Consider the following 14,874-nt stretch of genomic DNA (forward strand, 5'->3'; position numbering starts at 1 on the left):
GTCATAGGTTCCACTCCAGTGTGGTGTCTGACAGTCATGCCTTTGGGGGAAGGTGGACGGCGCATGTTGCAGACTTCAGGCGCCCCGGAGAAGGGGCCCACCGACATTGCCGGCATGATTGCAGGCTCCATGCGCCGCATGGGGGTGACCGGTCTGCCACGCAATTATGAGATATTTTACGAGGTCTTTACCGGCTCGAACCGCGATCTCGTACGCGATTTCGAAGCATTGAACGGGCGTCCGACCCAGGACGCCCTGGATAAGCTGGCGGTAAAGTATTTCACGCAGAACAACCGGCACGCGATTGTCGAGGACGCGCAGGAGCAGATCGCCACGCGGGCCCAGGAGATTCTGTCGCTGCTTGGCCGCGAACGCAGTTCCCTGGAAAAATTCGGTGTGATTCTGGACCAGACGTCAAACGGGCTCAACGCGCGCAGCGCCATTCCCCATGACCTCATGCGCAAGATCGTTGGCATTATGGCTGCTGCTACAGAGACGACGATCGCCCAAGGGCGTCAGATAACCCAGGCCATGGAAGAGAAATCCAGCGAGCTTGAAGAAATGCGCTCGCAGCTCCAAAGGTACAAACGGCTTGCCGACACGGATCCTTTAACAAGGATCTGGAACCGCCGTGCGTTTGACAAGCGCATGGCCGGCATCTTCGACGAGCAGCGTTCGATCATGTTTCATGCGTTGATTCTTGCAGACATTGATGGATTCAAGGCGATCAATGATCAATATGGTCATCCGGTCGGCGACAAAATCCTGCAGGGCGTTGCCCAGATTCTCAAGACCCAATGCGTGAACGATTGTTTCGTCGCCAGAACTGGCGGGGAGGAATTCGCCATCATCGTGGAAGGTCTTTCCGAGGATGCGACCGTGAAACTGGCTGACACGATGCGCCTTGCCGTGGAAAAGGCCGAATTCATCATTGGCTCCGGCACTCGCAAATGCGGGCCCATTCGCATTTCGCTCGGTGTTTGCATGGCGAGCGATGCCGCCAATGCTGACGAACTCTACGCCAAGACGGACCAGGCGCTTTATGCATCCAAGGTGGATGGGCGCAACCGCGTTACCCTCTTTTCGAGCATTCCCAAGGGGAAGTTTATGAAGAGCTGGCTGCTCTACAGAAACGATTGATCGCCGATCGTGACGGGATGTATTTTTCTCAACTTCGCATATAGTTTGGCGAAAACTGCGCCGAATTTTGCCCGATTTGTGGTACACCGGGGCGCAAGGGGCGATGTGCGCGCGATTCACGCCGCAGATATTGAAAAGTGAGGATACGGACTATGTTGAAGAAATCCATCGCAGTTGCGCTCGTGGCAGGTTTTTCTGCCGGCTGCGTGACCAGCACGGATCCCTATACCGGTCAGCAGAAGATCTCGAACACGGCCGGCGGAGCTGCGCTTGGTGCGCTGGCTGGTGCAGGCGTTGGACTTCTTGCCGGTGGCGACGATCGCCGCAACGCGCTGATTGGCGCAGGCATTGGCGCGTTGGCCGGTGGCGCGGTCGGCTCCTACATGGATCAGCAGGAAGCGCAGTTGCGTGGCCAGCTGCAGGGCACGGGCGTAAGCGTCACCCGCCAGGGCGACTACATCATCCTCAACATGCCTTCCAACATCACCTTCGCAACCGATTCGGCCAACATTCAGCCGGCCTTCTATTCCACGCTGAATTCCGTCGCTTTGGTCCTCCAGAAGTACAATCGCACGCTGGTGGACGTTTTTGGTCATACCGATTCCACGGGCGACGCGAATTACAATCTGGAGCTTTCGCAGCGGCGCGCGGGCGCTGTCGCAAACTACCTCATCGGTCAGGGCAACAGCAGCCAGCGTTTTGCGATTATCGGTCAGGGCGAGTCCCAGCCGATCGCCTCAAACGCCACGCCGGAAGGTCGTGCGGAGAACCGGCGTGTGGAGATCAAGCTGTCGCCGCTTACCGGCGCCTGATCCCTCCCGCATTCTGCAAAATAAAAAGCCGCCGGCGTTCGCTGGCGGCTTTTTCATTGCGGGCCATGCTATCCGGCGGCCATCGCTTTGGCGATGCCAGCCGCCAGCCGCGCATTGTTCTTAACCAACGCGATATTGGTCACGAGGCTTGCCCCGTCTGTCAGTTCCAGAATCCGGGCCAGAAGGAACGGTGTCACATCCTTGCCTGAAATGCCTTTTTCTTCGGCTTCGCCTTGAGCCGTCAGAATATATCCAGCCATCACATCCGCGGCGATTTCGTCCTCTGCGGGGACCGGATTGGCAATCAGCATGCCGCCATCGATGCCAAGCGCCATGCGGGTCGCCTGAAAGCGCGCGATTGCCTCTGCGCTGTCAAGACGCAATGGAGCGGGGTAGGGCGAATGGCGCGACCAGAAGGCTGGCACTGTGTCAGTGCCATAGGTGACCACTGGAACGCCACGGGTTTCCAGCACCTCCAGCGTCTTCTCGGTGTCGAGGATCGCCTTCGGCCCCGCAGAAACGACGATGACGGGCGTCCGCGCCAGTTCGTCAAGATCGGCCGAGATATCGAAACTCGTCTCCGCGCCCTTGTGTACCCCACCGATGCCGCCTGTGGCGAAAACGGCTATCCCAGCCATGTGCGCGGCGATCATCGTCGCGGCCACGGTCGTGCCACCGCTTTTCCCCTCGGCGATGGCGAAGGCCAGATCTGCGCGCGAAAGCTTCATCGGATCCTTCGTCTGCGCCAAGGCTTGGCGCTCCTGATCCGACAGACCAATCTTCAGCCGCCCGTCGACCACTGCAATCGTAGCTGGGATGGCGCCTTCCTCGCGGATCAGTGCTTCCACGTCCCCGGCCATCTCGTTGTTGCGCGGCCAGGGCATGCCATGGGTGATGATGGTGCTCTCCAGCGCCACCACCGGCTTGCCTTCGGCAAGGGCTTCGGCGACCGGCGCATGGACATCGATAATGTTGTTGGAACGCACGGGAGGAACTCCTTTATGAAACACGACGCGGGGCGGGCACCCGCGCGAGCGCCGCATCGAAGGCGCTAATATCGAATTCGGGCGCTGCCGAGGCAGAGCCAACGGCAAGTCCGGACGCGGCCACGCCCTCGCGCACCGCTTCCTGCAGGGGCAGGCCACGCATGAGCGCCGCAACACTTGCACCAGCCAGCGCGTCGCCGGCGCCAGTCACATCCACCACAGTTTCCGCGCGTGGCGGGTCAATTCGCCACTGGTTCTCGGGTGTAAAGACCGTGACGGCCTCGCCGCCTTCGGTGATGACGCCCGCGCCTAAGCCTGAAACCTGAAGCGTCTTTACAGCCTCCAGGATGGGACCTCCGGATGGAAGCCCGGCAAGCGCGCGCGCCTCCCGCGCATTCATGAAGAGCGCAGAGAGTTGGGAAAAATGGGAAATCAGCCGTCCGGCCTTCGCCGGCGAGACCGCAATTGCATGAAGGGATGCCGCTCCACGGATAGAGACCAACTGCGTCAGCGCTTCCGGGGGGAGATTGGCATCGCAGAGTATGGCATCGGCCGCAGCCGCAGCCTGCCGCATTTTCGAGCGCCGCAACTGCTTGGCGAATGCCGTATCGTAGAGCGTCATGTCCGCAAGACCGGTGATAAGCTCTCCATCATGATCGAGAATCGCCGTGTAGCTCGGTGTCATGCGGTCGAGGAAAGTCGCCGAGAGGTCTTCGAACCCCGCTTCCTCAATGGCGCGTGCCACCGTCTCGCCCGCCGCGTCCCCGCCACGCAGGGAAAGGAGCGATACGGCCATACCGCGCCGGCCTGCCATGCGCGCGGCATTGAATATGCCCCCGCCGACGTCTTCGCGCATGCGTCCAGGGTTGGACGTGGCTGGAATATGTGCAGCGTCCAGCCGCCCACGGCGGTCCATGTGAGCGCCACCGACGGCAAGCAGGCAAGGTCGGTTACTGGCGTTCATAGGCACTCTTTCCGAATCGCCCAGCGCAGGAATGTTCCTCCGCTCTGATGCTTAGAGGGTGGCAAGCGCAATGGAGCGATGATCGTGATCATGAATGTACAAAAAAAGAACAAAATTGATTTATCGATGTTTTTCAGTGGCATAAAGCCTATTGCGAAAATGGAACAAAAAGGGTACATATAGCTATCGCGGATTTGGCGGAACCGCCTCCATTGACCTCGAAGGGGTGTTGTATCATGGCTCAGAACTCATTGCGGCTTGTAGAGGATAATTCGGTGGACAAAACCAAGGCTCTGGATGCGGCGCTATCGCAGATCGAACGTGCCTTCGGCAAGGGATCGATCATGCGGCTCGGCGCCAATGATCAGGTGGTCGAAATCGAGACCATCTCCACCGGGTCGCTGGGCCTCGATATTGCCCTGGGTGTCGGCGGACTGCCGCGCGGTCGCATTATCGAGATCTACGGTCCGGAAAGCTCCGGTAAGACGACTCTGGCGCTCCACACGGTTGCCGAGGCACAGAAGAAGGGCGGCATTTGCGGCTTCATCGATGCCGAACATGCGCTCGATCCTGTCTATGCCCGCAAGTTGGGTGTCGATCTGGAAAACCTTCTGATCTCACAGCCCGACACGGGTGAGCAGGCGCTTGAGATCTGCGACACGCTCGTGCGCTCCGGTGCGCTTGACGTGATCGTGGTCGACTCGGTTGCTGCCCTGACGCCGCGCGCCGAGATCGAGGGCGAAATGGGCGATTCTCTGCCGGGCATGCAGGCCCGTCTGATGAGCCAAGCGCTGCGCAAGCTGACGGCCTCCATTTCCCGGTCGAAGACCATGGTGATCTTCATCAACCAGATCCGCATGAAGATTGGTGTCATGTTCGGCTCGCCGGAGACGACGACGGGCGGCAATGCGCTGAAATTCTATTCTTCGGTGCGTCTCGACATTCGCCGCATCGGTTCTGTCAAGGATCGTGATGAGGTGGTGGGAAATCAAACCCGTATCAAGGTCGTTAAGAACAAGATGGCCCCGCCGTTCAAGCAGGTCGAGTTTGATATCATGTATGGCGAGGGCGTCTCCAAGACGGGCGAACTGATTGATCTCGGCGTGAAGGCCGGCATTGTCGAAAAGTCAGGCGCCTGGTTTTCCTATAATTCGCAGCGTTTGGGGCAGGGGCGTGAGAACGCCAAGCAGTTCCTGCATGACAATCCCGAGGCCGCGCAGGAGATCGAATTGGCCCTGCGCCAGAATGCAGGCCTGATTGCCGAGAAGTTCCTTGATGATACCGGACCGGGCGACCAGGATGGCGGAGACGCTGAGGAGTAGAACCTCATTCTCGCTGGCTCTGGCAACACTGCAGGGCCAGCGTGCTTCAGTCCGATGACGTCACAGAACACCGCCACCTTCTGGCGGTGTTTTTTTATGTGTTCCCTTGGGGAGATGGTCCTGTCCTTTGCCGCGTCACGGGATTTCTGGACACGTCCGGGTGCTGGCGTTAAAAGGCGGGCTTCTGTTCCCCGCTTTTCAAGCGGGCTTCTCGCAAAGGCTGAATCATGAGTGGCGTCAACGACATCCGGTCGACCTTTCTCGACTATTTCAAGAAGAACGGACACGAGATCGTGGCTTCTGGCCCGCTTGTGCCGCGCAACGACCCGACCTTGATGTTCACCAATGCCGGTATGGTCCCGTTCAAGAACGTGTTCACCGGCCTTGAGACAAGGCCTTATGACCGGGCGGTGTCGGCACAGAAATGTGTGCGTGCCGGCGGCAAGCATAACGATCTGGACAATGTCGGCTACACGGCCCGCCACCATACTTTTTTCGAGATGATGGGCAATTTCTCTTTCGGCGACTATTTCAAGGATCGCGCGATCGAGCTTGCGTGGAATCTTGTGACGAAGGAGTTCGGCCTCGATCCGAAGCGACTTCTGGTCACGGTCTACCACACCGATGACGAGGCCGCTGCCTTTTGGAAGAAGATCGCCGGCTTGCCGGAAGACCGCATCATCCGTATCGCCACCAGTGACAATTTTTGGGCCATGGGTGACACCGGCCCCTGCGGCCCGTGCTCGGAAATCTTCTACGATCACGGCGACCACATTCCCGGAGGCCCACCCGGAAGCCCCGACGAAGACGGCGACCGTTTCATCGAGATCTGGAATCTCGTCTTCATGCAGTTCGAACAGCTCACCCCGAATGAACGGGTGAACCTGCCGCGCCCCTCCATCGACACGGGCATGGGGCTGGAACGTGTCGCGGCTGTTCTTCAGGGCGTGCACGACAATTACGACATCGATCTTTTCCGTGCCTTGATCCATGCTTCCGAGGAGGCGACCGGTGTGCGTGCCGAGGGTGCGCAACACGCAAGCCATAAGGTCATTGCTGACCATTTGCGTGCGTCGAGCTTCCTGATTTCCGACGGCGTTCTGCCGTCCAATGAGGGGCGCGGTTACGTGTTGCGTCGCATCATGCGCCGCGCCATGCGCCACGCTCAGCTTCTAGGCGCGAAAGACCCGCTCATGTGGCGTCTCGTGCCCGCATTGGTGCGCGAAATGGGACGGGCCTATCCCGAGCTGGTGCGTGGCGAGGCGCTTATCACCGAAACGCTCAAACTGGAGGAAACCCGATTCCGCAAAACCCTGGCGCGCGGCTTGACGCTTTTGTCCGATGCCACCAGCGACATGGGTGAGGGCGATTTGCTCGACGGCGAAACCGCCTTCAAACTGTATGACACATACGGTTTTCCGCTCGATTTAACGCAGGACGCCCTGCGCCAGCGTGGCATCCATGTGGATCTCACCGGCTTCAATGACGCGATGGAGCGTCAAAAGGCCGAGGCGCGGGCAAATTGGGCCGGTTCCGGCGAGGCCGCCACCGAGGCGGTCTGGTTCGCGGTCAAGGACAAGACCGGCGGCAGCGATTTTCTTGGCTATGAGACCGAGGAGGCGGAAGGTGTCGTCTCCGCCCTGGTGCGCGATGGCTCGATGGTCGATCATGCAGACAATGGGGATGAAGTGGCCATCGTCACCAACCAGACCCCGTTCTATGGCGAGTCCGGCGGCCAGGTTGGCGATACCGGCGTGATCTCTGGCGAGGGCTTTTCCATTGCGGTGACCGACACCCAGAAAAAGGGCGATGGGCTTCTCGTTCATTTCGGACATGTTAAAAACGGCAGGGTCAAGACCGGCGATGTGGTCGCGCTCAATGTCGATCACGCCCGCCGTGCACGCATCCGTGCCAACCACTCTGCCACACATCTACTGCACGAGGCGTTGCGCGAAGTGCTGGGTACCCATGTGGCTCAGAAGGGCTCTCTTGTCGCGCCCGAGCGGCTTCGCTTCGATTTCTCGCATCCGAAACCCATCACGGATGATGAGCTTGCCCGCATCGAGGATATCGCCAATTCCATGGTTCTGCAGAATGCGCCGGTCGAAACCCATCTCATGGCGGTGGATGACGCGATTGAAGCCGGAGCCATGGCCCTCTTCGGCGAGAAATACGGGGATGAGGTACGTGTTGTTTCCATGGGGACCGCGGGCGAGGGAGACAAGGTTGGCAAGACCTATTCGCTCGAGCTTTGTGGTGGCACCCATGTGAAGGCAACGGGCGACATAGGCCTGATCCACGTCGTGTCTGAAAGTGCCGTCGCCTCCGGAGTGCGCCGCATCGAAGCGTTGACGGCCGAGGCCGCGCGGCATTACCTCAGCCAGCAAGAGCAGCAATTGAAATTTGCTGCTGCGGCGCTGAAGGTCGCGCCCGCCGATGTGCAGGCGCGATTGGAAAGTGTTCTGGAAGAACGCCGCAGGCTGGAACGCGAGCTTTCCGAGGCACGCCGCAAGCTCGCTCTTGGCGGCGGTGCAGGCACCTCCGACGACAGCAAGGAAACCGTCGCCGGAGTCGGCTTCATGGGCCGTGTTGTCGAGGGCATTTCGCCAAAAGATCTGAAGCCCCTTGCTGATGATGGCAAGGCCTCTCTCGGCTCAGGCGTCACCGTGTTCGTGGGTACCTCGGAAGAAGGAAAGGCCAGCGTCGTGGTTGGCGTGACCAAGGATCTGACGGAAAGGTTCAGCGCGGTCGATCTCGTCCGCGTTGCCTCGGCTGCGATCGGCGGCAAGGGCGGTGGAGGGCGACCGGACATGGCTCAGGCAGGCGGCCCGGATGGTTCCAGAGCCGCTGAGGCCATCGCCGCCGTCAAGGCTGCTATGGAAGGCTGAGCGCAACCCTCAGACCCGAGAATCGAATATGCGCGGGCTCATTGCGGCCCGCGTTTTTCTTGCCCAACGAAAAAGGCCGCGGTCGAAACCGCGGCCTGGTCATTTCCAGCAGTGCGGAAGGTCCGAGGCTCAGCCCATGGCCTTCTGCAGGTTCTCGTCGATCTTGTCCAAAAAGCCGGTGGTGGAGAGCCAGGGCTGATCGGGGCCGATCAGCAGGGCCAGATCCTTGGTCATGTGGCCGGATTCCACCGTGTCGATGCAGACCTTTTCCAGCGTCTGGGCAAAGTTCGCCAACTCCTTGTTGTCGTCCAGCTTGGCGCGGTGGGCGAGGCCACGGGTCCAGGCGAAGATCGAGGCGATGGAGTTGGTCGAGGTTTCCTCGCCCTTCTGGTGCTGGCGGTAGTGGCGCGTCACCGTGCCATGCGCGGCTTCGGCTTCCACGGTCTTGCCGTCCGGCGTCATCAGCACCGAGGTCATCAGGCCGAGCGAGCCAAAGCCCTGTGCCACCGTGTCTGACTGCACGTCGCCGTCGTAGTTTTTGCAGGCCCAGACATAGCCACCCGACCATTTGAGCGCCGAGGCGACCATGTCGTCGATCAGGCGGTGCTCATAGGTGATCTTGGCTTCCTTGAACTTGTCTTCGAACTCGGTCTCGTAGATCTCCTGAAAGATGTCCTTGAAGCGCCCGTCATAGGCTTTCATGATCGTGTTCTTCGTGGAGAGGTAGCACGGTACCTTGCGCATCAGCGCATAGTTCATCGAGGCGCGGGCAAAGTCACGGATGGAATCGTCCAGATTGTACATGGCCATCGCCACGCCGGAGGAGGGGGCGTCGAACACTTCGTGCTCGATGGTCTCGCCGTCTTCGCCAACGAACTTGATGGTCAGCTTGCCCTTGCCGGGGAATTTGAAATCGGTGGCGCGGTACTGGTCGCCAAAGGCGTGACGGCCAACGATGATCGGCTGCGTCCAGCCCGGAACCAGGCGTGGAACGTTCTTCATGATGATCGGCTCGCGGAAGATCACACCGCCCAAAATGTTGCGGATCGTGCCGTTGGGCGAACGGTACATGCGCTTCAGGCCGAATTCCTCCACGCGCGCCTCATCCGGTGTGATGGTGGCGCATTTCACGCCGACGCCGTATTTCTTGATCGCTTCGGCCGCATCGACGGTGATCTGGTCGTCGGTCTCGTCACGGGCCTCGATGCCGAGATCATAATATTTCAGATCAATGTCGAGATAGGGGTGGATCAGCTTTTCCTTGATGAACTGCCAGATGATCCGCGTCATCTCATCGCCGTCGAGCTCGACGACCGGATTGTCCACCTTGATCTTACCCATGAAAAAGCTCCGCAATTGTGGTGTGAAACAACGCGGCGAAGAAGGGCCGCGCAAAGGTCGGCTGCCCTATAGCATCCCTTGCAGAAAGCGCAAAGCGGGGAGCCATGATTTGCTGGGCGGTCGTGGGGCGAAAGGTCAGACTTTGGTTCCAGAAGCGGTATCTGTGGGTGAATTCGGACTGGTTCTGGTGCAAATTCACTCAAAAGCTCCTGTTTGGAGTGTGTTGTGAGACCCGTCACCGACGCCACACCTCTGATCGCCGCCAATGCGGTGGCTTTCGACACCGAGACCACCGGTCTTGATGTAAAGGAAGCGCGCATCCTGCAGCTTGGTGGCATGGCTTTGGTAGACGGTTTGCTTCGGCCAGACGATATGTTCGATACACTGGTCGATCCAGGCATTCCCGTCCCGCCGCGCTCCACGGCCATTCATGGCATTACGGGTCAGATGCTGCGTACAGCACCCGGCTTTGCTGAAGCATGGCCGCGCTTTGAGATCTATCGCGGCGGCCGCCTTCTGGTCGGTTATGCGCTTGGCTTCGATCTGGCCGTGCTTGAGCGTGAAGCGCACAGGACCGGTCTGCTTTGGCAGGCGCCAAGAACGCTCTGCGTGCGCATGCTCGCCGGTCTTGTCAATCCACACCTGCCCGATGCCTCCCTGGAGGCGATTGCTGCTTGGTTGGAGGTGGATACGTCCGGGCGCCACCGGGCAACCGCAGATGCGCGCATTGCAGGAGAAATCTTCATCGCGCTGGCACCACATCTGGCAGAACGCGGCATACGCACGGTCGCCGAGGCCGAGCGCGCCTCAAGCCTGCGCTCACAGGCCCTGCGCCAGCAGGCGCAAGCCGGGTGGAGCGAGCCCTTCCTACGCCGCAGCGGTGCTGTCCGACATGCGCTAGAAGCCATGGATCCCTATGCTTTCCGCCATCGTGTGCGGGAAGCCGCATCGCCTGAGCCGGTCGTGGTGCGTGACGACATAGTGTTATTGGATGCCGCACGCCTCATGGCAGAGCGCCGCATCAGTTCGCTTCTCCTTGCAGCGGATGGACAAGCGGGCAGCCCTGTCTCCCACTATTCCATCGTTACCGAGCGGGATATCCTGCGGGCCGTTGCCGACAGAGGCAGTGCCACACTGGCCGAACCTGCGTCGGCCATCGCGTCAAAGCCGGTGATCGCGGTGGGAGACGACGCATTTTTCTATCAGGCGCTGGGCCTGATGAGCCGAAAGAGAATTCGGCATTTGGCGGTCTCGGATGGCAGTGGAAACCTGGCTGGCGTGCTCTCTTCCCGTGATTTTCTGAAGTTCCGGGCTGGGGCCGCTGTCGACCTCCAGGCGCGGATTGAAAACGCGCGAACACCCGCCGATCTTGCTGGTGCATGGTCGCGTGTCGCGGTCATCGCCTCAGCGCTTATCGATGAAGAGACCGACACGCGCATCATTGCCGAAATCATTTCCGGTATTCTGTGTTCCATCACCGCGAGCGCCTGCGGCATGGCTCGGCGTGAAATGGAAGCCGCAGGTCGGGGCGCCCCGCCGGTTCCGTTCGCCGTGATGGTTCTGGGTTCGGGCGGGCGGGGCGAAAGCCTGCTGGCAGCAGATCAGGACAATGCCATAATCTTTTCAAAGGGTGCGCCCGATGGGGGCGAAGACAGCTGGTTTGGAGTATTTTCCGAAAAGTTCACCGACCATCTCCACTCCGCAGCGATCCCTCTTTGCAAGGGTGGTGTGATGGCGCGCAATCCCGCCTGGCGCGGATCGGCGGAAACCTGGCGCGGACGTGTGGATGGGTGGGTATCAAAGGCGAGACCGCAAGACCTCCTCAATGTCGATATTTTTTACGATCTCCGGGCGGTTTATGGGGAAGAGCGGCTGGTCACCGAGCTTTCAGCCCATGCATGGAAGAAGGGGGCGGAACGCGTTGAGTTCGTCAAGCTCCTGGGTGAAAGCGTGCGCAATATTGCCAATCCCTTCACTATTTTTGGCGGGTTCCGGCGGGACGAAGGACGCCTGGATCTGAAGCTCCATGGCCTGTTTCCGATTTGCGCATTCGCCCGGGCGCTCTCCATCCGCCATCATCTGCCGCATGCCTCCACCCGCGCCCGTCTGGAAGCACTCGCCGATGTGTCTGCAATGCCTCGCAGCGATCTGCTCGCGCTGCGCGATGCCCACCGATTCTTCTTGGCGCGTGTGCTGGAACAACAGGTGGAAGACATCGCTGCCGGGATACCGCTCTCCAACCGGATCGCTGTCGATCGCCTCGCACCGACTCAGCAGAAGACGCTGAAGGAGGCTCTCAGGGCGGTCGCGATCATTCCAGAACTTGTCCGAAGCGCGATGTTCGCAAACTGATCAATGCATGCTTTACCGCGGCGCATGAAGCGGGTAACAGCAGCCCATCATGGCAGGAACAGACAAACAGCAGAACATGCTCGCAGAAGGTCCCGCAATCATTCTGGTGGAGCCGCAGCTGGGCGAAAACATCGGCATGGTCGCGCGCGCCATGGCCAATTTCGGTCTGGCGGAGCTTCGGCTTGTCAGCCCGCGCGATGGCTGGCCGAACGAAAAGGCGCGTGCGGCGGCAAGCCGCGCCGACCATGTGATCGACGCGGCCTCGGTCTTTGCGACTCCAGCGGAAGCGGTGGCGGATCTGAATTTTGTCCTCGCCACCACTGCGCGCCCGCGCGACAATTTCAAACCCGTGCGCGGCCCGGTCGAAGCCGCTGCCGATCTGCGAAGCCGCTTTGCCGGTGGCCAGAAGACCGGCATCCTTTTCGGGCGCGAACGCTGGGGACTCACCAATGAGGAGGTGGCGCTTGCCGACGAGATCGTCACCTTTCCGGTCAATCCGGCGTTTGCCTCGCTCAACATAGCGCAGGCGGTCCTGCTCATGTCCTATGAGTGGATCAAGACGGGCGATCAGGCTGTCCGCCCCCCCGAGATCGCGCTCGCACCCGCCGAAAAGCTCCATATCGAAAGTCTTATGAGCTATCTCGACAAGGTGCTGGACGAGCGTGGGTATTTCCGCACCGATGACAAGAAGCCGAAGATGATGGACAATCTGCGGGCGTTGTTCACACGTCCGGGATATACCGTTGAAGAGCTCGCGGTTCTGCGCGGCGTGTTGCGTTCTCTGGAGAAATTCTCTCCGAGGAATCCGCGCGGCTCTGGCGCGCCCGACGAAGGGTGATCATGGAAACCCGGCCGATCCTTTTCTTCGATTCAGGCATTGGCGGCCTGTCGGTGGTCAAGGAGGCGCGCATTCTTCTGCCGGGCAGGCCTTATGTATATGTTGCCGATGATGCGGCTTTTCCCTATGGCGCATGGGAGGAGAAAGCACTCCTTGCGCGCATGGTCGCACTCTTTGCAGAGCTCATCGAGACCTACCGGCCGGCCATGTCGGTCATTGCCTGTAACACGGCGTCGACGCTCGCCATCCATCGTTTGCGTGAAGCGTTTCCCGGTGAAGTCTTCGTCGGCACAGTGCCAGCCATCAAGCCCGCGGCCGAGCGCACACGATCCGGTCTCGTTTCGGTGCTTGCCACACCCGGCACAGTGAGGCGGCAATACACGCGCGACCTGATCCGTGATTATGCGGCCAAATGCCATGTTCGGCTCGTTGGCAGTGAAAGCCTGGCAGCTCTTGCCGAGCAGTATATGCGCGAAGGCTATGTGGATGAGGCGGCCGTGGAGCGGGAAATCGCCCCCTGTTTCGTAGAGCAGGACGGAAAGCGCACAGACATCGTGGTGTTGGCCTGCACACACTATCCGTTTCTGGTGAACCGCATGCGCAAGACCGCTCCCTGGCCCGTAGACTGGATCGACACATCCGAAGCGATTGCAAGGCGCGCCCTCACGCTGGCAGCGGATCTGCCTTTGCCTTCCGCCGCTACGGCTGGACAGGATATCGCGCATTTCACCTCCGGCGCGCCGGTGGAGGGCTATCGCCGTCTTGTGACAGGGTTCGGGTTCAAGGCGCGCTGATCGGTCATTTGTTCTTGTCGACAGCTCTCGTGGCTCAGCTTTTCTTCCTGCAATGCTTGGAGAATCCAGTCTCTGAACGCCCGGATTTTTGGAGCGTTGCGACGGCCCTCCGGATAGACGAGCCAATATCCGAGCCCATCCGATTCCGTGCGCTCGAAGGGTCTTAGCAACAGTCCCGCTTCCAGCTCCGTCCGGTACATCGCAGGTGTGAGCATCGCCACCCCGCGCCCCGCGATAGCCGCCCGTGCAAGCATGCTCTGCCCCCCGAGTTTCGCCATAGCGGGGCGGTCGTCACTGTCAATTTTGATGTCGATGGCGCTGAACCAGATGGTCCACCAAGGGTCTCCAAGGTCGAGGAGAGGTAACTTCAAAAGATCCTCGGGTGTTGAGATGCCGCCAACGGTGTGGGCGAGCCTGGGGCTCAGCATCGGCGTAAAGTCGGCTTCGATCAGAAGGTGGCGCTCCAGCCCGGGCCACGGACCATGCCCGCCGCGAATCGCAACGTCGACATCCTCCGTGTTGAATGCCGCCAGCCGTTGTGTGGTTTCGAGCCGTACCGACAATGTCGGGTGAAGCTCTTGAAAGGCATCGATCTTCTCCACAAGCCAGTTGGTGGCAAAGGTTTGCGCGGTGCTGATGGTGAATGTGCCCTCCATCATGCCGCGGGCATTGGCATAGGCTGCAGAAAGCCGTTCAAATGCGTCGCTGACAGCCGGCGCGAACCGCTGGCCGGTTTCGGTCAGAGTGACCTGTCTTGGTCGACGGACGAATAAGGGCGTGCCGATCCGATCTTCGAGAATCTTGATCTGATAGCTGACAGCCGCTTGCGTCATGCCCAGCTCTTCGCCTGCTTTGGTAAAGCTGCCGTGGCGCGATGCGGCCTCGAAAGCGCGGACGGCCGCCAGTGGCGGAAGAATTGCACTGGTCATGGATAAAATCTCCTTATGGCACCCGGTCGCCATTCGATTGGAAATTGGAGTTCAGAAGAGCGAAAACTTGACCACAAATCAACTCAGCTTTTCCTTGGTTAGATCGGGAAGTTGTCATGGAACACGTTTTCCTTCATCGCTCCAGCGGGCGCGCGTCGCTCTGGCACTCTCTTCTGATATGGCTGAAGTTGCCGGGAAAGCGTAGGAGGGGTAGGCGGCGCGTGATCGATCCGCGCGATGTCCCGGAACTGGTGCATCATGATGTTGGCTTGACGGATGTTCGTCCCCTCCGACCCAAATCCTATCGTGATTAGCGTTTCGGTTGACATTTGCTCCGGTCTTCAATAATCACCCGCACAAGCGCGATGGCTTTCCGGCTGCCGCGCTTTTTAACGTGTCCCGTGGACAAGCCGCATCAGCGTGCGTGGCATGTCCTGTCAGGCCTTGAAAACGAAGGCCAGAGGAGGGCGCGTTTCCTTCGTCCGGAGTGTTTCGCTCCGGGGTTTTT

At 60.0% G+C, this 14,874-nt stretch carries 11 protein-coding genes; 7 read left to right on the forward strand and 4 right to left on the reverse strand.

The window, feature by feature from the left end; genetic code table 11:
• Window positions 1-63 precede the first annotated feature (63 nt).
• Together KW403_RS16200 and KW403_RS16205 are read left to right on the forward strand one after the other, a co-directional pair.
• Entirely contained in the window at window positions 64-1,140 is a 1,077-nt protein-coding gene (locus tag KW403_RS16200) for a GGDEF domain-containing protein (protein ID WP_223020453.1), read from the forward strand.
• Between the two features lie 152 nt (window positions 1,141-1,292).
• Window positions 1,293-1,952, forward strand: a complete 660-nt coding sequence (locus tag KW403_RS16205) for a YiaD family glycine zipper/OmpA-like lipoprotein (protein WP_223020454.1) — start codon at window positions 1,293-1,295, stop codon at window positions 1,950-1,952.
• Window positions 1,953-2,020: 68 nt separating this feature from the next.
• Here the strand turns inward: KW403_RS16205 and KW403_RS16210 are convergent, their stop codons facing one another.
• Together KW403_RS16210 and KW403_RS16215 are read right to left on the reverse strand one after the other, a co-directional pair.
• Window positions 2,021-2,938 (reverse strand): pseudouridine-5'-phosphate glycosidase, encoded by a 918-nt coding sequence (locus tag KW403_RS16210; RefSeq protein WP_223020455.1) that lies wholly within the window; start codon window positions 2,936-2,938, stop codon window positions 2,021-2,023.
• Between the two features lie 13 nt (window positions 2,939-2,951).
• On the reverse strand, window positions 2,952-3,902 hold the full coding sequence (locus KW403_RS16215) for a carbohydrate kinase family protein (protein WP_223020456.1): 951 nt from the start codon (window positions 3,900-3,902) through the stop codon (window positions 2,952-2,954).
• A gap of 236 nt (window positions 3,903-4,138) precedes the next feature.
• On the opposite strand from KW403_RS16215, the gene recA reads away from it, so the two are divergent.
• Both recA and alaS read left to right on the forward strand, forming a co-directional pair.
• Complete coding sequence (recA, locus tag KW403_RS16220; protein WP_007009803.1) at window positions 4,139-5,224, forward strand: recombinase RecA; 1,086 nt, start codon at window positions 4,139-4,141, stop codon at window positions 5,222-5,224.
• 227 nt (window positions 5,225-5,451) lie between these two features.
• Window positions 5,452-8,112 (forward strand): alanine--tRNA ligase, encoded by a 2,661-nt coding sequence (alaS, locus tag KW403_RS16225; protein ID WP_223020457.1) that lies wholly within the window; start codon window positions 5,452-5,454, stop codon window positions 8,110-8,112.
• 129 nt (window positions 8,113-8,241) lie between these two features.
• Here alaS and KW403_RS16230 read toward each other — a convergent pair whose 3' ends face one another.
• On the reverse strand, window positions 8,242-9,453 hold the full coding sequence (locus KW403_RS16230) for an NADP-dependent isocitrate dehydrogenase (protein WP_223020458.1): 1,212 nt from the start codon (window positions 9,451-9,453) through the stop codon (window positions 8,242-8,244).
• 225 nt (window positions 9,454-9,678) lie between these two features.
• Between KW403_RS16230 and KW403_RS16235 the strand changes: the two genes are divergently transcribed.
• Genes KW403_RS16235 through murI form a run of 3 tightly spaced genes read left to right on the forward strand, consistent with a single transcriptional unit; the run spans window position 9,679 to window position 13,437 of the window.
• Window positions 9,679-11,805, forward strand: a complete 2,127-nt coding sequence (locus KW403_RS16235; protein ID WP_223020459.1) for a DUF294 nucleotidyltransferase-like domain-containing protein — start codon at window positions 9,679-9,681, stop codon at window positions 11,803-11,805.
• Window positions 11,806-11,854: 49 nt separating this feature from the next.
• A complete protein-coding gene (locus KW403_RS16240) occupies window positions 11,855-12,643 on the forward strand; it encodes an RNA methyltransferase (protein ID WP_223020460.1) in 789 nt (262 codons plus the stop codon).
• Window positions 12,644-12,645: 2 nt separating this feature from the next.
• Window positions 12,646-13,437 carry a glutamate racemase gene (murI, locus tag KW403_RS16245; RefSeq protein ID WP_223020461.1) on the forward strand — a complete coding sequence of 264 codons (792 nt, stop codon included), beginning with the start codon at window positions 12,646-12,648 and terminating at the stop codon, window positions 13,435-13,437.
• Here the strand turns inward: murI and KW403_RS16250 are convergent.
• The gene (locus KW403_RS16250; RefSeq protein WP_223020462.1) at window positions 13,395-14,366 is read right to left on the reverse strand and encodes a LysR substrate-binding domain-containing protein; all 972 of its coding nucleotides are present in this window, start codon (window positions 14,364-14,366) and stop codon (window positions 13,395-13,397) included. The two genes, murI and KW403_RS16250, sit on opposite strands and share 43 nt — an antisense overlap.
• Between the last annotated feature and the right edge of the window lie 508 nt (window positions 14,367-14,874).

This window comes from Nitratireductor kimnyeongensis (assembly GCF_019891395.1).
GTDB lineage: Bacteria > Pseudomonadota > Alphaproteobacteria > Rhizobiales > Rhizobiaceae > Nitratireductor > Nitratireductor kimnyeongensis.